This is a genomic window from Stenotrophomonas sp. 116085_Sma, assembly GCF_056479585.1.
Genome location: NZ_CM151057.1, coordinates 1189442 through 1205208, shown reverse-complemented (window position 1 = coordinate 1205208; position 15767 = coordinate 1189442). Strand labels below are relative to the sequence as shown.

General features: G+C 67.7%; 16 protein-coding genes. 13 read left to right on the top strand and 3 right to left on the bottom strand.

Going from position 1 to position 15767, the window contains the following annotated elements:
* Nucleotides 1–15: 15 nt before the first annotated feature.
* Nucleotides 16–762, bottom strand: a complete 747-nt coding sequence (locus ACZK0Z_RS05595) for a transposase (protein WP_404830276.1) — start codon at nt 760–762, stop codon at nt 16–18.
* 116 nt (nt 763–878) lie between these two features.
* Between ACZK0Z_RS05595 and ACZK0Z_RS05590 the strand changes: the two genes are divergently transcribed.
* The 13 genes from ACZK0Z_RS05590 to ACZK0Z_RS05530 all read left to right on the top strand — a co-directional run bounded on the left by ACZK0Z_RS05590 (nt 879) and on the right by ACZK0Z_RS05530 (nt 14280).
* Nucleotides 879–1418 carry a GNAT family N-acetyltransferase gene (locus tag ACZK0Z_RS05590; protein WP_049429364.1) on the top strand — a complete coding sequence of 180 codons (540 nt, stop codon included), beginning with the start codon at nt 879–881 and terminating at the stop codon, nt 1416–1418.
* Entirely contained in the window at nt 1415–1747 is a 333-nt protein-coding gene (locus ACZK0Z_RS05585; protein WP_049429363.1) for a non-heme iron oxygenase ferredoxin subunit, read from the top strand. Before ACZK0Z_RS05590 ends, ACZK0Z_RS05585 begins: the two co-directional genes overlap by 4 nt.
* A 174-nt stretch (nt 1748–1921) precedes the next feature.
* Nucleotides 1922–2326, top strand: a complete 405-nt coding sequence (locus ACZK0Z_RS05580; protein ID WP_049429362.1) for a hypothetical protein — start codon at nt 1922–1924, stop codon at nt 2324–2326.
* 147 nt (nt 2327–2473) lie between these two features.
* Nucleotides 2474–4777, top strand: a complete 2304-nt coding sequence (locus ACZK0Z_RS05575; RefSeq protein ID WP_197633094.1) for a TonB-dependent siderophore receptor — start codon at nt 2474–2476, stop codon at nt 4775–4777.
* Between the two features lie 68 nt (nt 4778–4845).
* Nucleotides 4846–5565, top strand: coding sequence for an SEL1-like repeat protein (locus tag ACZK0Z_RS05570; protein WP_197633092.1), 720 nt, complete (start codon nt 4846–4848; stop codon nt 5563–5565).
* A gap of 10 nt (nt 5566–5575) precedes the next feature.
* Nucleotides 5576–6253 carry a Fe2+-dependent dioxygenase gene (locus tag ACZK0Z_RS05565; RefSeq protein WP_197633090.1) on the top strand — a complete coding sequence of 226 codons (678 nt, stop codon included), beginning with the start codon at nt 5576–5578 and terminating at the stop codon, nt 6251–6253.
* A 165-nt stretch (nt 6254–6418) separates the two neighbouring features.
* On the top strand, nt 6419–6817 hold the full coding sequence (locus ACZK0Z_RS05560; RefSeq protein WP_197633089.1) for a hypothetical protein: 399 nt from the start codon (nt 6419–6421) through the stop codon (nt 6815–6817).
* A gap of 145 nt (nt 6818–6962) precedes the next feature.
* Nucleotides 6963–9383 carry a TonB-dependent receptor domain-containing protein gene (locus ACZK0Z_RS05555; RefSeq protein WP_197633087.1) on the top strand — a complete coding sequence of 807 codons (2421 nt, stop codon included), beginning with the start codon at nt 6963–6965 and terminating at the stop codon, nt 9381–9383.
* Between the two features lie 163 nt (nt 9384–9546).
* Entirely contained in the window at nt 9547–10185 is a 639-nt protein-coding gene (locus tag ACZK0Z_RS05550) for a PepSY-associated TM helix domain-containing protein (RefSeq protein WP_197633085.1), read from the top strand.
* Nucleotides 10186–10211: 26 nt separating this feature from the next.
* Nucleotides 10212–10730 carry a DUF2271 domain-containing protein gene (locus ACZK0Z_RS05545; RefSeq protein WP_005408420.1) on the top strand — a complete coding sequence of 173 codons (519 nt, stop codon included), beginning with the start codon at nt 10212–10214 and terminating at the stop codon, nt 10728–10730.
* A gap of 121 nt (nt 10731–10851) precedes the next feature.
* On the top strand, nt 10852–11655 hold the full coding sequence (locus ACZK0Z_RS05540; RefSeq protein WP_197633083.1) for a DUF4198 domain-containing protein: 804 nt from the start codon (nt 10852–10854) through the stop codon (nt 11653–11655).
* Nucleotides 11656–11707: 52 nt separating this feature from the next.
* Nucleotides 11708–12679, top strand: coding sequence for an FAD:protein FMN transferase (locus ACZK0Z_RS05535; RefSeq protein ID WP_336339907.1), 972 nt, complete (start codon nt 11708–11710; stop codon nt 12677–12679).
* Nucleotides 12676–14280 (top strand): flavodoxin domain-containing protein, encoded by a 1605-nt coding sequence (locus ACZK0Z_RS05530; protein ID WP_197633079.1) that lies wholly within the window; start codon nt 12676–12678, stop codon nt 14278–14280. Before ACZK0Z_RS05535 ends, ACZK0Z_RS05530 begins: the two co-directional genes overlap by 4 nt.
* Nucleotides 14281–14395: 115 nt before the next feature.
* Here the strand turns inward: ACZK0Z_RS05530 and ACZK0Z_RS05525 are convergent, their stop codons facing one another.
* A complete protein-coding gene (locus ACZK0Z_RS05525) occupies nt 14396–15001 on the bottom strand; it encodes a HutD/Ves family protein (RefSeq protein WP_049429352.1) in 606 nt (201 codons plus the stop codon).
* Between the two features lie 34 nt (nt 15002–15035).
* Complete coding sequence (locus tag ACZK0Z_RS05520; protein WP_197633077.1) at nt 15036–15761, bottom strand: murein L,D-transpeptidase catalytic domain-containing protein; 726 nt, start codon at nt 15759–15761, stop codon at nt 15036–15038.
* Nucleotides 15762–15767: the final 6 nt, after the last annotated feature.

Genomic DNA, 15767 nt, shown 5'->3' with positions numbered 1-15767 from the left:
CCCGGCACACCGGGGTCAGATCCCTTTCGCATCGCGAAAGGGCTCTGACCCCGCTAGCGAACCGGCCAGTCGTCGCTGCGACTGCAATGCTCGCCGGATCGCCGCCACATCCGCGGCAGGAATACCCTCCTCGATGAACTCCGCATAGCGCCTGCGCCGTTCATCCAGATCCAGGGCAATCAGCTCGAATGCCGAATGCGGCTCGAGCAGCGCATTCGGCCTGCCCTGCGCATTCGCCCGATAGCTCGACCAGCGATAGTCCCCTGGACGCGCCACCCTCCCCGCACGGACAGGGTTGAGCTCGATGTAGCGCTGGCAAGCCAGCAGATAGCGATCCGTATCCACCAACGTGGAATGGAAACGCCCCTCCCACAGGGTTCCCGTGCGGCCCTGCCGATCATTCACCCGCCGCACGTAGGTCCGGCTTACGGCCTGCATCATCCGCGACAGCCCGCCGGAGACATCAGGCGTCGCCAGGAGATGAACGTGATTGTCCATCAGCACATACGCGTGGACCCGGCAGTGCTGCTGGCCTGCGTGATGACACAGCAGGCGCAGGTAGGCCACGCGGTCGCCATCGGTGAAGAACACGGGCTGGCGATTGTTGCCACGTTGAACGACATGTTGCGGGTAACCGGGCGCATCGATGCGTGGTGGCCTTGGCATAGGTGTCTCCTGGGAATAGGGGTCAGAACCCATCGCTGCGCAAAGGGATCTGACCCCGAGCATCTGCTGATTCCGTGCCCGTACCAGTCGGTCCATGACCTGCCGCTCGGTCGGTAGACGCCGGGGTCAGAGCCCTTTCGCCCGGCGAAAGGGATCTGACCCCACGCCGCGCCCCCATTTGCGCCCGCCCCCACCCCACCTAGAATGTGCCCATGAGCACCCTGACCTTCCGCGCCGCGACGTCGGCCGACATCCCCGCCCTGATCACCCTGGTCACCTCGGCCTACCGTGGCGACGCCAGCCGCGTCGGCTGGACCACCGAAGCCGACCTGCTGGATGGCGCCCGCATCGACGCCGAAGGCATCCAGGGCGACCTCGACCGCCCGCGCTCCACCATCCTGCTGGCCGAACGCGAGGGCCAACTGGTGGCCTGCGCCCACGTCGCCGATGTCGACGGCAAGGGCTACTTCGGCATGTTCTCGGTCGACCCGGCCCAGCAGGGCGGTGGCGTCGGCAAGCAGCTGATGGATGCCGCCGAAGCGCACGCCGCGCGCGAATGGAACGTGCCGGTGATGCAGATGACCGTCATCGACGTGCGCGACGAACTGATTGCCTTCTACGAGCGCCGCGGCTACAGCCGCACCGGCATCAAGAAGCCGTTCCCGTATGGCGACGAACGCTTCGGCATTCCCAAGCGCGACGACCTGCGCTTCGAGATCCTGGAAAAGCCGCTGGCCGGAGCCGCCGCGTGAGCGAGGCCTGGACCTTTGTCTGTGCCGGCAACGAGCTGCTGCCGGGTGAAATGAAGAGCGTGTTCGACGAAGTGACCGGCACCCCGATCGTGGTGTTCAACCTCGACGGCGAGCTGTACGCACTGGAAGACCAGTGCACGCATGAAGAGTTCGAGCTGTCCTCGGGTGAGTTCGACACCACCGAAGGCAGTGTGGAGTGCGTGCTGCACGGTGCGCGCTTCGACGTGCGCGATGGCCGCGCCCTGTGCGCCCCGGCCTATACCCCGGTGCCCAAGTTCCCGGTGAAGCGGGAGCACGACGCGGTCTGGACCCGCGACGACCGCGATTGAGGCCGCGCGCCCGCCCCAGGGCACCACCCATGGGGCGGATCTACGGAAGCGCCTTGAGGGCCTTCCCAAGGCGTTTCGGGGACACCCCGGCGGCTGGCCACATTCCGTACATGCGAATCATTATCGTTGATGTTATTCTACGTAACATCTTCGTAACGACTCCGCCCCTGCGCCATGGCTTCGCCCGCGCCCACCGCCACGCTGTGCCAGCTCGCCCGCCACGGATGGCCGCTGCTTGTGGCCGTGCTGCTGACGCTGCTGCTGGGCTGGTCGGCGTTGCACGAGGGGCGCGGCAGCGATCCGGCCGCACACGGCTGGCAGGCCCACGCGGATGATCTGCTGCAGGCCCTGCCGCTGCCGGAAGCGCCGGCCGACGAATGCCCGCAACACGCCGCCCCTGCCCCCGAGCCACCGCTCGATGGCGAGGGCAGTACACCCTGCACCGGCCTGGCGTCACCGCGCGCCGCGCTTGTCGCACACATCCCGCTGTGGCGCTCCGACGCCCTGCGCTGGCAGCTGCACGATCCCGCACTGCGGTTGAACCCCGGCCACGCACCGCCCGCACCGCACGCCAGCTGAGGCGCCCTGCGGCCTTTGCCGTGCGCCTCATTGCGTTTCGGGCAAGCCGAGCATCGGCTCGGCTCTACAGCACCCGTCTCCTGCCAGCCGCCACGCATGCGTGCCGGCCCGCGCCCTTTCCCGATCCAAGCCACCGCCACCCAGACCATGACCCACATCAAGACCCGCAAGTACGCCCCGCGCGTTTCCCTGCTCGCCTCGGCCACCCTGGCCGCCGGCTTCGCACCGCTGGCCGCACAGGCCGCCGACGGCGCCGCCTCCGGCACCAACAAGGCCACCGACCTGGACAAGGTGCAGGTGCGCGGCAGCTGGTTCAATCCGTCCTCGCCGAAGTTCACCGCCGAACTGCTGGACACCCCGAAGTCGGTGTCGATCGTCTCGGAGAAGCTGATTGCCGAGACCGGCGCGACCAACCTGCAGGATGCGCTGCGCATGGTGCCGGGCATCACCTTCGGTGCCGGCGAAGGCGGCAACCCGACCGGCGACCGCCCCTTCATCCGCGGCTTCGACTCCCAGAGCAACATCTTCGTCGACGGCCTGCGTGACGTCGGCTCGCAGACCCGCGAGATCTTCGACCTGGAGCAGGTGGAAGTGGTCAAGGGCCCGAGCTCGGCCTACGGCGGCCGTGATTCCGGTGGTGGCAGCCTGAACCTGGTAAGCAAGACGCCGAAGCTGAAGAACGAAACCAGCGCCAGCATGGGCATCGGCACCGACAGCTACGCGCGCGGCACCGTGGACGCCAACTATGTGCTGGGCGATGGCGTCGCCGCCCGCCTGAACCTGATGAAGCACGCGTCGGACATCGCCGGTCGTGATGCGGCCAACGTCAGCCGCTGGGGCATCGCACCGTCGATCGCGTTCGGCCTGAACGGCCCGGCGCAGCTGATCGCCAGCCACTACCACATGCAGAGCGATGACCTGCCCGATGCCGGCGGCTTCCCGTACAACAACCCGTTCACCAGCGGCCCGAACGTGGCCAAGAACGGCGACGGCCGCCCGATGGTGCCGGACCGCAACAACTACTACGGCCTGGTCGACCGTGATTTCCAGCGTACCCGCGCCGATATCAGCACCCTCGACGCCAGCTACGATTTCGGCGGCCACAAGCTGCGCAACATCGCGCGCCTGGGCAACACCAGCAACGACTACCTGTGGACCCAGCCGGACGACAGCAAGGGCAACCCGAACAATTACGGCACCCTGTGGCGCCGTACCAACAGCCGCGCCGTCGACGTCAAGAGCTTCGCCGACCAGCTGGGCCTGACCGGCGCCTTCCAGACCGGCGCGCTCAAGCACAGCTACAGCGCGGGCGTGGAGTACAGCGACGAGAAGATGACCCGCGGCAGCTACCTGATGTCGCCGGGCACCGCCAATCCCCTTGAAAACAGCGCCAACAGCACTCGCTGCCAGGTGTCCGGCGCGACCACCGGCTACAACTGCACCGACTTCAACAATCCGAACCCGAACGATCCGTGGGCGGCCGGTCAGATCGTCTACCGCAGCAACAAGGCGCTGGACGTTGAACAGCGCACCAAGACCAAGTCCGCCTACCTGTTCGACACCATCGAGCTCAATGCACAGTGGAGCTTCAACGTCGGCCTGCGCTATGACGATTACAGCACCACGCTGACCACGCCGGTGCTCAACGCAGCGCCGACCCGCCTGCGCAACGACAACGATTTCGTGAACTACCAGGCCGGCGTAGTGTTCAAGCCGGTGGCCAACGGCAGCATCTACCTGTCCTGGGGCACCTCCTCGACCCCGCCGGGCATGGACGGTGGCGATGGCTCCGACGGCCTGACCGGGCTGGTGGCCGACCTCAAGCCGCAGGACACAAGGAACCTCGAACTCGGCACCAAGTGGGACCTGCTCGACAACCGCCTGAACCTGACCGCCGCGATCTTCCACACCGTGATGAACAACGCACGCGTGACCGTCGACAACGGCACCAGCCAGAACGCCGGCAAGAAGGAGATCAACGGCTTCGAGCTGGGCTTCAACGGCCAGCTGACCGACGCCTGGAGCCTGTATGGCGGCTACACCTACCTGGATTCGGAGCTGAAGGACAACGGCTTCGTCTGCGCCGTGTCGGGCCGCACCTGCCCGAGCGGTATCTACGTACCGTCGCCGAACAACGGCAACATGTTCCCGAACACCGCCAAGCACAGCGCCAACCTGTGGACCACCTACCGCTTCCCGATCGGCCTGACCATCGGCGCCGGCGCGTTCTACTCGGACAAGCAGTACGGTGATGTCGCCAACACCAAGTGGATCGCCAGCTACACCCGCTTCGATGCGATGGCCAGCTACGCGATCCAGGACAACATCAGCCTGCAGCTGAACGTGCAGAACCTGACCGACAAGACCTACTTCACCAAGGCCTATGCCTCGCACTACGCGAGCATCGCCCCGGGTCGCTCGGCCACCCTGGCACTGAACGTGAAGTTCTGATGTAACTTCGCTCCACCACGGCGGCAGGCTCTCCTGCCGCCGTTTTTGTTTCCGGCGATACTCACCCCATGGCGACCCTTACCCCCATCGACAGCGACGCCCTGGCCGAACTGCTGCAGCACGACCCGGCAGCCGCGTTCGTGCACATCCGCGATGCCGCGCAGGCCGGCCAGGTCGATGCACAACTGCTGCTCGCGCAGATGCACATGGAAGGCAAAGGCACCGCGCAGGACGCCTCGGCCGCGCTGCTCTGGTATGAAACCGCCGCCAACAACGGCGTGCCGATGGCGATGAACATGCTCGGCCGCTGCCATGAGCTGGGCCAGGGCACTGCGCCCGACCCGGCGCTGGCGGCCGTCTGGTACCGCCGCGCGGCCGACACCGGGCTGGACTGGGGCCTGTACAACCTGGCCAACCTGCTGGCCACCGGCCGCGGCGTGCCGCTGGACCGCGCGCAGGCGCTGGCGCTGTACACGCGCGCCGCGCACCTGGGCCACGCCAAATCGATGAACCTGCTGGCCCGCCACCTCGAAGACGGACTGGAGATCGAGCGCGATCCGCAGGCGGCGCTGGACTGGTACCAGCGCGCGGCCGAGGCCGGTGATTTCCGCGGCCAGGCCAACTACGCCTCGATCCTGCTGCAGGCCGGCCAGGTCGATCAGGCCGTGCACTGGCTGCGGCTGGCGCTGGCCCACGGCAGCCCGGCGTTCATGGCCCACATCGTGCCGGAGCTGGCAGCGTCCCCGCATCCGCAGGTGCGCGCCCTGGTCGCACCGCCGTCCCACTGAGGAGTTCCGCATGCTGCTGCACATCCCCGACATCCTCAGCGCCGCGCAGGTGGCCGAGTTCCGCCGCCGCCTCGACGTCGCCGACTGGACCGATGGCCGCGAGACGGTTGGCCATCTGGGTGCGCAGGCCAAGCACAACCAGCAGCTGCCCGAGGCCTCGCCGCTGCGCCGCGAGCTGGGCGAGACCGTCCTCGTCGCGCTGGCCCGGCACCCGCTGTTCTTCAGCGCGGCGCTGCCACTGAAGTACCTGCCGCCACGCTTCAACCGCTACAGCGGTGGAGGCACCTACGGTTTCCATGTCGATGGCGCGGTGATGAACCTGGCCAACGGCGAGCAGCTGCGCTCGGACATCTCCTGCACCCTGTTCCTGTCCGATCCGGACGAGTACGAGGGCGGCGAGCTGATCATCAGCGATACCTACGGCGAGCATGAAGTGAAGCTGCCCGCTGGCGACCTGATCGTGTACCCGTCCAGCAGCCTGCACAAGGTCAACCCGGTCACCCGCGGCGCGCGCGTGGCCTCGTTCTTCTGGGTGCAGAGCATGATCCGCGACGACGTGCAGCGGCGCCTGCTGTGGGAGATGGACGGCTCGATCGAACGCCTGCGGCAGACCGGCGGCGACGCCGAGGCGGTGCTGCAGCTGACCGGCGTGTACCACAACCTGCTGCGGCGCTGGAGCGAAGTCTGAGCCCCATCCGGCCAGCCCGCGACATTTTGGCAATCATTCTCATTTGCAACGGCTAACGGCTCTCATTACAATCACGCCCCGTTGATGCTGGCTGCTGCCGGCAGACCACCTGGGGACCCTTGCTTGCTGCGCCCGCTTCGCCCTCGCCCACTGATCCATCGCAAGATGGGCACCGCCATGCGCGGTCAGCGTCCTGCGCTGGCCAGCCTGCTGGCGTGGGTGGCGATGCTGGCGTTGCTGCTGGGCACCCTGCCGCTGCTGCCGCATCCGGCGACAGCGGCGACCGTGCAGATGCCGCTGGAAGAACGCGGCGGCGAAGGCCCGTTGCAGGAAGAAGCCCCGGCCAAGCTGCGCCGCTGTGCCTCCGCCCCGGTGAAAGCGGCCGAGAAGGCGCCGCCGCTGCTGCTGGCCAGCCAGTGGCTGCGCACCGAACGTGAACTCGTACCCGCCACGCCGGCCATGCCCGGCGTGCGCCCGGACTGGCCGCTGGCCGCTCCGGACACGCCCTGGGCCGACGCGCCCGGGCGTCGCCAGCAACGCGGCCAGGCGCCGCCGCTCGCCTGATCCACGGCACGACGTGACCGCCTGCGCGGTCGCGTCCACACGCCGCTGCCTGCTTCATCCCTGCCGCCCCTGACCGGGCTTCCCGTGCATGCCGCGCCCTTCGCGCCCGGCATCGCATCTCTCTGCATCTTTCGAGGTAACTGCCATGGCCCAGCGCCATCGTGTCCGTTCGTCCCTGTCCCGCCCCCTGCTGACCAGCGCCGTGCTGGCGGCGATGGCGGCCCCTGCTTTCGCCCATGGAGAGATCGCCGGCGCCCCGCAGACGCTGGACAAGGTGGTGGTCACCGCCTCCGGCTTCGAACAGAAGGTGGTCGATGCACCGGCCAGCATCAGCGTGGTCAGCCGCGAGGAACTGAGCAAGCGCCCGTACACCAACCTGGTCGATGCGCTGCGCGATGTCGAAGGCATCGACGTCGGCCTGGAGGCCACCGACAAGAACGGCCGCGCCACCATCTCGATGCGCGGCCTGCCCTCCGAATACACCCTGGTGCTGATCGACGGACGCCGCCAGAGCAATGTCGGCCAGCTGTACCCGAACAACTTCGGCGGCGGCCAGTTCGCCTACCTGCCGCCGCTGGATGCCATCGAGCGCATCGAAGTGGTGCGCGGCCCGATGTCCACCCTGTACGGCTCGGATGCGATGGGCGGCGTCATCAACATCATCACCCGCCGCAACCAGGACAGCTGGCACGGCGCGCTCACCCAGGGCTTCACCGTGCAGCAGGATGACCAGTTCGGCGATGCACGCACCACCGACCTGTACCTCAGCGGCCCGCTGCTGAAGGATCGCCTCAGCCTCGCCGTGCGCGGCAGCTACTACGATGCCAAGGCATCGAACCCGGAATGGGATGCACTGACCCTGCCCGATGGCACGCTGTGGGAGCGCAGCATCGGCTTCGGTGGCGGTGGCAAGTCGGTGGCCAACACCAACTGGAACACCGGCGTGCGCCTGGACTTCCGCGTCAACGATGACCACGAGCTGTGGCTGGACTACGACGTGTCGCGGCAGAAGTACGACAACAGCGAAGGCCAGACCGGCACCCTCGACAGCCTGGCCAGCCTGTGGCGCGTCGGCAATGCAGTCATTCCCAACCCGAACGGCAGCGGCACGGTCACCCGCCGCGTGGTGCAGCCGCGCGTGGGCTACACCGCCTACCAGCGCTACGAGCGCGACCAGCTGTCGCTGACCCACCAGGGCCGCTACAGCTTCGGCACCTGGCAGACCTCGCTGACCCACAGCAAGAGCAGCAACCTCGGCCGCTCGCTGCCGCTGACCCTGGACGAGCGCGCCAACCTGCAGACGCTGTGGAATGAGGTCTGCCGCCGCACCGGTGCGGCCAACAACTGCGCGGCCGGCCGTGGCAATGCGCTGACCGCACTCAATCCCAGCGAGATGGCGCGCCTGCAGGCGTTCCTGCCGCGTCCGCTGCGCACCATGGAACTGGAAGGCTACGTGCTCGACACGATGCTGGATCTGGACTTCGGCGCGCACAAGCTGACCGTCGGCGGCCAGTACAACGACACCGACATGATCGACGGCGTGTTCGGCATGGACGGCGCCGGCTACCGCAGCAACACCAAGCAGAAGCACCGCATGTGGGCGCTGTTCGCCGAGGACAACTGGGCGCTGACCGACACCCTCACCGCCACCTTCGGCCTGCGCTACGACGACCACAACATCTTCGGCAGCCATCTCAGCCCGCGCGGCTACCTGGTGTGGAACGCCAGCGATGCGTGGACCTTCAAGGGCGGCGTCAGCACCGGCTACAAGACCCCGCGTCCGGACCAGCTGTTCCCGGGCATCACCGGCTTTGGTGGCCAGGGCGTGCTGCCGCTGGTGGGCTCGCCCAACCTGAAGCCGGAAACCAGCACCAACTACGAGCTGGCCGCCTACTACGAAGGCCAGCGCTGGGGCTTCAACGTCACCGGCTTCATCAACAAGTTCGAGGACAAGATCGCCAGCGGCGGCACCTTCCCGAACTGCGAAGTGGCACCGGCCGGCAGCGGCTACTGCGTGGACATCGGCCCGGGCTGGGCGGCGCTGGGCTACAGCACCTTCACCCAGAGCGTGAACATCGACAAGGCCGAAACCCGCGGCGCGGAACTGGCCGGCCACGTCGACCTGCTCGACACCCTGCAGCTGCGCGGCAACTACACCTGGACCAGGAGCGAGCAGACCAGCGGCCCGCAGAAGGGTCTGCCGATCACCGGCACCACCCCGGCCAGGCACATGGCCAATGCCAGCCTGAACTGGCAGCTCAACGAGGCCATCAGCCTGTCGCTGATCGGCGAGGGCCGCTACGACCGCTACCGCGACACCCTGCTCGACGCCAACGGCGTCAGCCAGACCCGTTACTACGAGGACTACACCCTCTTCCACCTGGGTGGCAGCTGGAAGGCCACGCCCTGGCTGACGGTGAACGCACGGGTCAACAACCTGCTCGACAAGAACTTCGTCTCGCAGTCGTGCCTGTTGATCAGCCAGAGCGAATTCAACTGCGTGGACGACTATGCGACCAAGGACCAGCGCCGCAGCTACTGGATTTCGTTGAACGCGAAGTTCTGATCACCGCGCTCCTCCCTGCTTCGGTGGGTGCCGACCTTGGTCGGCACCGCTTCATCCACGCATGGCGTGGATCTACCGCCTCCGGGATACAGAACGACACGCAATTGCGAGCTATTCTCACCAATGATGTAATGGGCAGTCCCCGTCCGCCTCGAACCGTGCCGTGAGCCGTCCTGCCTCTTCCACCGTGCAGCAGCAACAAAGCCGCGGCTTCTGGCTGCGGACGCTGCACCAGTGGCACTGGATCAGCTCGGCGGTGTGCCTGATCGGCATGCTGCTGTTCGCGGTGACCGGCCTGACCCTCAACCACGCGGCGAAGATCGAGGCCAAGCCCCAGGTGCAGAACCAGCACCTGGAACTGCCAGCCGATCTGCTCGGCCAGCTCGGCACGCGCGAAGACGGCAATGCGCCGATCCCGCGTCCGGCCCGGCAATGGCTGGATACACAGCTGGGCATTGCCATCGGCGGCCGCCCGGCCGAGTGGTCGGCCGAGGAGATCTATCTGTCGTTGCCACGCCCCGGCGGCGACGCCTGGCTGAGCATCGATCGCGAGAGCGGCGCGGTGGAGTACGAATCAACCTCGCGTGGCGTGGTGTCCTACCTCAACGACCTGCACAAGGGCCGCAACGCCGGACCGGCGTGGGGCTGGTTCCTGGACCTGTTCGCCGTGGCCTGCCTGGTGTTCTGCATCACCGGCCTGTTCCTGCTGCACCTGCATGCGCGGCAGCGACGCATGACCTGGCCGCTGGTCGGCCTGGGCCTGATGATCCCGCTGCTGATCGCCCTGCTGCTGATCCACTGACTTTCCCTCGTTTCCGGAGCCGCCCCATGCGCGTCACCCTCACCATCGCCCTCAGCGGCCTGCTGGCCACCTCGCCGGCCTATGCCACCACCCTCGACATCAACGTCGAAGTGCCCAAGCTCAACGTGGCCGAATACCACCGCCCGTATGTGGCCGTGTGGCTGGAAGGCGCCGACCAGAAAGTAGCGGCCAACCTGTCGGTCTGGTACCAGCAGACCAGCAACAGTGAAGGCCATGGCACCAAGTGGCTGCCCGACCTGCGCCAGTGGTGGCGCAAGAGCGGCCGCACCCTGCAGGTGCCGGTGGACGGCGTGACCGGCCCGACCCGCCCGGCCGGCAAGCACGCGCTGTCGTTCAACGACAGGCAGCCGGCGCTGAAGCAGCTGGCCCCGGGCAACTACACCCTGGTGGTGGAAGCGGTGCGCGAAGTCGGCGGCCGTGAACTGCTGAAGATCCCCTTCACCTGGCCGGCCACCGCCGCACAGAACGGCAAGGCGCAGGGCGCCACCGAACTGGGCCAGGTCACCCTCGCCGTCAAACCCTGACCGTTTGTTCCGGGGTCAGATCCCTTCCACAGGAAGGGCTCTGACCCCATCGCCACATCCCCGGGATCAGAGCCCTCTCCGTTGGAAAGGGATCCGACCCCTTCCAACTGGAGTCTTCCGCATGAAGCGCACGCTCGTCCTCGCCGCCGCCCTGGCCGCTGCCCTTCCCTTCTCCGCCCTGGCCCACAAGGCCTGGCTGCTGCCCTCGCAGACCGTGATCGCCGGCAACGCGCCATGGATCACCGTCGACGGTGCGGTCTCCAACGACCTGTTCTATTTCAACCACGTGCCGCTGCGTCTGGAATCGCTGGTGATCACCGCGCCGGACGGCAGCACCGTGCAGCCGCAGAACGCGGCCACCGGCAAGTACCGCAGCGTGTTCGACCTCGAACTGAAGCAGGCGGGCACCTACCGCATCGCCTCGGTCAACGATGGCCTGTCGGCCACCTATGAACTGAATGGCGAGCGCAAGCGCTGGCGCGGCACTGCCGCCACCTTCGGCGAACTGCCCAAGGATGCGAAGAAGCTGGAAGTGAGCCAGTCGGTCGGCCGCGTAGAGACCTTCGTCACCAACGGCGCGCCGAACGCTACCGCGCTGAAGCCGACCAACCGAGGCATCGAACTGGTCGCCGCGGGCCATCCGAACGACCTGTTCGCCGGCGAGGAAGCCACCTTCCGCGTGCTGGTCGACGGCAAGCCGACCGCCGGACTGGAATTCGAGATCGTGCGTGGCGCCACCCGCTACCGCAACGCGCAGGAGGAACTGAAACTGACCAGCGATGCCAAGGGCGAGATCAAGGTGACCTGGCCGGAAGCCGGCATGTACTGGCTGGAAACCGGCACTGAAGACAGCAAGACCTCGGTGAAGCAGGCCGCCAAGCGTCGCCTCAGCTACGTGGCCACGCTGGAAGTGCTGCCGCAGTAACGTGGACCGCGATGCCGGGCACGTCCCGGCATCGCCGCCGCAACGCATCACCATGACCGATTCCCTGCTCGACATCGCCCGCCTCGGCGGCGCCACCATGGGCACCACCTGGAGTGTGTCGCTGGTTGCGTCGCGCCAGCGCGACCTGCACCCGCTGCACGCCGGCATCCAGGCGCGCCTGGATGAGGTGGTCGCGCAGATGAGCACGTGGGACGCCGGCTCGGACCTCAGCCGCTTCAATCACGCCGCTGCTGGCCAGTGGTGCACGCTGCCGGCCGAGACGCGCCAGGTGCTGGCCTGCGCACAGGCCATCGCCGCCGCCAGCGATGGTGCATTCGATCCCACCGTCGGCCCGTTGGTGGCACTGTGGGGTTTCGGTGCACATGCTGGCGAACGCCGCCAGCCCAACGACGCTACCCTGCAGGCCACGCGTGATCGCTGCGGTTGGCAGCACCTGCAGTGGCAGGACGATGCGCTGCTGCAACCGGGTGGACTGGAACTGGATCTCTCTGCGATCGCCAAGGGCTTCGGCGTCGATCACGTGGCCGCCTGGCTGCGCGATCAGGGCATCGCTGCTGCACTGATCGAGGTCGGTGGCGAACTGGCCGGCTACGGCCGCAAGCCCGACGGCCACCCCTGGCGCGTACTGGTGGAATCCGCACCGGAAGAAGACGCGCACACCGAAACACCACCGCGGGTGCTGGCGCTGGAGGACAAGGCGGTGGCCACCTCCGGTGATCGCTGGCACCAGTACCAGGCCGATGGCGAGGCTTACAGTCACAGCCTGGACCCGCGCTCTGGCAGACCGGTGCGCCAGGTTGCAGCGGCAGTGACGGTGGTCGCCGACGACGCGATGCATGCTGATGCCTGGGCCACCGCACTGACCGTACTAGGCCGCGAGCACGGCATGGCGCTGGCCGAACGCGAAGGACTGGCCGCACGCTACCTGCATCGCGCAGCGGATGGCCCGCACGAATTTCTCAGCAGCGCCTTCCAGCGCCTGCTCGACGAGCAGGACGCATGAGCGCACGGCCGTCGCGCGCGCTGCTCGGCAACGCGCTTGTACTGATCCTGCTGGCGCTGATCGCTTGGGCGCTGTTGCGCCTGCACCTCAGCGAAGCCTGGTGGCAGGGCGCGCCACCTGCACGGCAAACGCAGGTCGCGATCATCGCCACCGCGTTGTATGCGCTGGCCTGTGCCGCACTGTGGTGGCGTGGGCGACCGCGCGACGATGCTGCCTCTGCCGACGTCGCACCGATCCTGCTGGTCTGGTCCAGCCAGACGGGCTTCGCCCGCGAACTGGCCGAACGCAGTGCCGAGGCATTGCGTGGTGCCGGCGTGCCGGTGCGCGTGCGAGGCCTGCATGAGGTCGACGCCACCTTGCTGGCCGGTAGCCAGCGTGCATTGTTCATCGCCAGCACCACTGGCGAAGGCGACCCACCCGATCATGCCCTGCCGTTCCTGCGCGGGGTGATGGCCGCGCCGCCTTCGCTGCAGCACCTGCACTACGGCGTGCTCGCGCTGGGCGACCGCAGCTATGGCCACTTCTGCGGATTCGGCCACCAGCTGGACACTTGGCTGCGCCAGCACGGCGCGCATCCGCTGTTCGACGCGATCGAAGTCGACAACGCCGATCCGGCGGCACTGCGCCATTGGCAGCAGTTGCTGGGACAACTTGCCGGCGGCGCCAGTGAACTGCCCGACTGGAGCCCGGCCGAGTACCAGCCGTGGACGCTGCTGCAACGTGAGCATCTGAATCCGGGCAGCCCCGGCGGCCCCGTGTATTGGCTGCGCCTGCAGCCTCCGGCCGATGCAGATGCGCAGTGGCAGGCCGGTGACATCGCCGAGATCGGGCCACAACACGCCCGCCACATCGCGCGCGCGTGGCTGGACGCGCAGGGGTTCGATGCGGATACCGTGCTGGACGACGGGCAGACGTTGCTGGCGCGCGTCGCGCGCTCGCACCTGCCCTCATTGGTTCCCCCGGGTGACCTGCCCCCATTGCTGGCGACCCTGCAACCGCTGCCCCATCGCGAGTACTCGATCGCCTCGGTGATGGCCGACGGTGCGGTCGAGCTGCTGCTGCGCAGACAGCTGCGCGCGGACGGCACGCCTGGCATCGGCAGCGGCTGGCTGTGCGACCACGCGGCCATCGGCGAACCGGTGCAGCTGCGGCTGCGTCGCAACGACAACTTCCATGGCGTGGCCGCCAACGTGCCGCTGCTGTTGATCGGCAACGGCACCGGCATTGCCGGCCTGCGCGCGCATCTGCACGAACGTATCCGCAGTGGCGCACGACGGACCTGGCTGCTGTTCGGTGAGCGCACCGCCGCGCATGACTTCCACTTCGGTGAAGAACTGCAGGCAATGCTGGCCGACGGCTCACTGGCGCGGTTGGATGCCGTGTTCAGCCGCGACGGCGGCGCGCATCGCTATGTGCAGGACCGGCTGCTGGCCGAAGCGGCAACGCTGCGGCAGTGGGTGGATGAAGGCGCCACGATCCTGGTCTGCGGCAGCCTGCAGGGCATGGCCCCGGCGGTGGATGCGGTGATCGAGCAGGTGCTGGGTATTTCGGGCAAGGAAGCGCTGCTGCTGGCCGGTCGCTACCGGCGCGATGTGTATTGAACGAACCCTCGGGGTCGGATCCCTTTCCGCAGGAAAGGGCTCTGACCCCAACCACAAATGCTCTCTGGTGGGTGCGAACCTTGGTTCGCACCATGACGCCGGGCATGGTCCGGCGCTACCCGGCGCTCGCCACCCGTATCGCCAACAACTCGCCACCGCCCTGCAACGCGTGCCGCTGACGTTCGCCGGCCGCCAACCACGCGGTATCGCCGGCCCGTAGCGCGGGCAGGCCGCTGTCGGCACCGAACTCCGCCTGACCGGACAGCAGATGCAGCGCCCAGGCCACGCCCGGTTCGCAGAAGAAGAACATCGCGCCCACCAGCGGCCGGTGCAGCAGTTCGGCCTGCAGCAGCTCGCGCTTCCACATCAGGTTGAAGTCGTGGGTGGTGCCATCGACCAGTTCACCGTGCAGGGTTTCCTCGCCGGCAAAACGCACGCGTCCGTGTGGCGGCAACACCTCGGCCACGCGGCCATCGTCGAAGCGCAGGCGCACGCCATTGCCCTGCAGCAGTACCAGTTCGCGCTCCACGCCGGGGAAGGCGGAGAACGCGGCGTCCTGCTCGATCTCGGCCACCGACAGGCGCAGCGCCCAGTCATCGCCCTCCGCAGGCAGGCGCAGGATCTCGCGGGTCCAGCCAAGTCCATTCCGCCAGCGTTCGCGGCGATAGTCCAGACTGGAAATGACCTGGCTCGGAGTGTGCAGCAGGGAGTCGATGTTCATCGGCGCATTGCATCATGCCGCGCGCCGTCGTGCATCACCGCGTGGCGAGCGTGCCCTGGCCACCACACTCCCCGCCCAGCAGCTGCGAGTGCTTCAGCCAGTCCTGGTCGGGGTAATACGCGAACACCATCGTGCCACCGCGCAACGCGTCGATGAGTGGCTTGGCCACCGACAGGCGCACCGCCGGGCAGCCCAGGCTGCGACCAAGCCGCCCCTGCAGCTGCGCGGTCGCCGGATTCACGTAGGGCGCGCCGTGGATGACGATGGCCCGTTCCCGCGCACGGTCGTTGAAGCCCGGTTCCAACCCCGCCAGGCGCAGCGAGTAACCATTGCCGCCCATGTAGGTTTCCTGCGCGGTGAACGCGCCGAGGCTGGACATGAAACTGCCATCGCGATTGGAGAAGTACTCGGTGCGGTTCTCACCGCTGTTGCGGCCATGCGCCACCCATTCCTCGAACAGCAGGCGCTGGTGGGCCAGGTCGAACACCCACAGCCGCGGCTCGGTGGACGGCCGCGAGTAGTCGATCACGCTGAGGCGATCACCGTTGATGCCCAACTCCGGCCGTTGCAGTGCACAGCGCATGGCATGCGCGGCCAGTTGCAGCACGTGGCGGTCGGCCTTGGGCGCGCTGCGCGACAGCAGGGCAGCGAGATCATCGGCAGAGGTAGCGAGGGCAGGCGTCTGTGCCAGCGCCGGGGCGCTGGCCGAGGTCGCCAGCAGGCCGAACGCGGCCAGCCGGCACAGGCGGGATGCAGTCATGGGCAC

Coding starts and splice junctions, on each gene's coding strand:
- ACZK0Z_RS05595 (WP_404830276.1), bottom strand. CDS start 762: ATGGACCGACTGGTACGGGCACGGAATCAGCAGATGCTCGGGGTCAGA.
- ACZK0Z_RS05590 (WP_049429364.1), top strand. CDS start 879: ATGAGCACCCTGACCTTCCGCGCCGCGACGTCGGCCGACATCCCCGCC.
- ACZK0Z_RS05580 (WP_049429362.1), top strand. CDS start 1,922: ATGGCTTCGCCCGCGCCCACCGCCACGCTGTGCCAGCTCGCCCGCCAC.
- ACZK0Z_RS05575 (WP_197633094.1), top strand. CDS start 2,474: ATGACCCACATCAAGACCCGCAAGTACGCCCCGCGCGTTTCCCTGCTC.
- ACZK0Z_RS05570 (WP_197633092.1), top strand. CDS start 4,846: ATGGCGACCCTTACCCCCATCGACAGCGACGCCCTGGCCGAACTGCTG.
- ACZK0Z_RS05565 (WP_197633090.1), top strand. CDS start 5,576: ATGCTGCTGCACATCCCCGACATCCTCAGCGCCGCGCAGGTGGCCGAG.
- ACZK0Z_RS05560 (WP_197633089.1), top strand. CDS start 6,419: ATGGGCACCGCCATGCGCGGTCAGCGTCCTGCGCTGGCCAGCCTGCTG.
- ACZK0Z_RS05555 (WP_197633087.1), top strand. CDS start 6,963: ATGGCCCAGCGCCATCGTGTCCGTTCGTCCCTGTCCCGCCCCCTGCTG.
- ACZK0Z_RS05545 (WP_005408420.1), top strand. CDS start 10,212: ATGCGCGTCACCCTCACCATCGCCCTCAGCGGCCTGCTGGCCACCTCG.
- ACZK0Z_RS05540 (WP_197633083.1), top strand. CDS start 10,852: ATGAAGCGCACGCTCGTCCTCGCCGCCGCCCTGGCCGCTGCCCTTCCC.
- ACZK0Z_RS05535 (WP_336339907.1), top strand. CDS start 11,708: ATGACCGATTCCCTGCTCGACATCGCCCGCCTCGGCGGCGCCACCATG.
- ACZK0Z_RS05530 (WP_197633079.1), top strand. CDS start 12,676: ATGAGCGCACGGCCGTCGCGCGCGCTGCTCGGCAACGCGCTTGTACTG.
- ACZK0Z_RS05525 (WP_049429352.1), bottom strand. CDS start 15,001: ATGAACATCGACTCCCTGCTGCACACTCCGAGCCAGGTCATTTCCAGT.
- ACZK0Z_RS05520 (WP_197633077.1), bottom strand. CDS start 15,761: ATGACTGCATCCCGCCTGTGCCGGCTGGCCGCGTTCGGCCTGCTGGCG.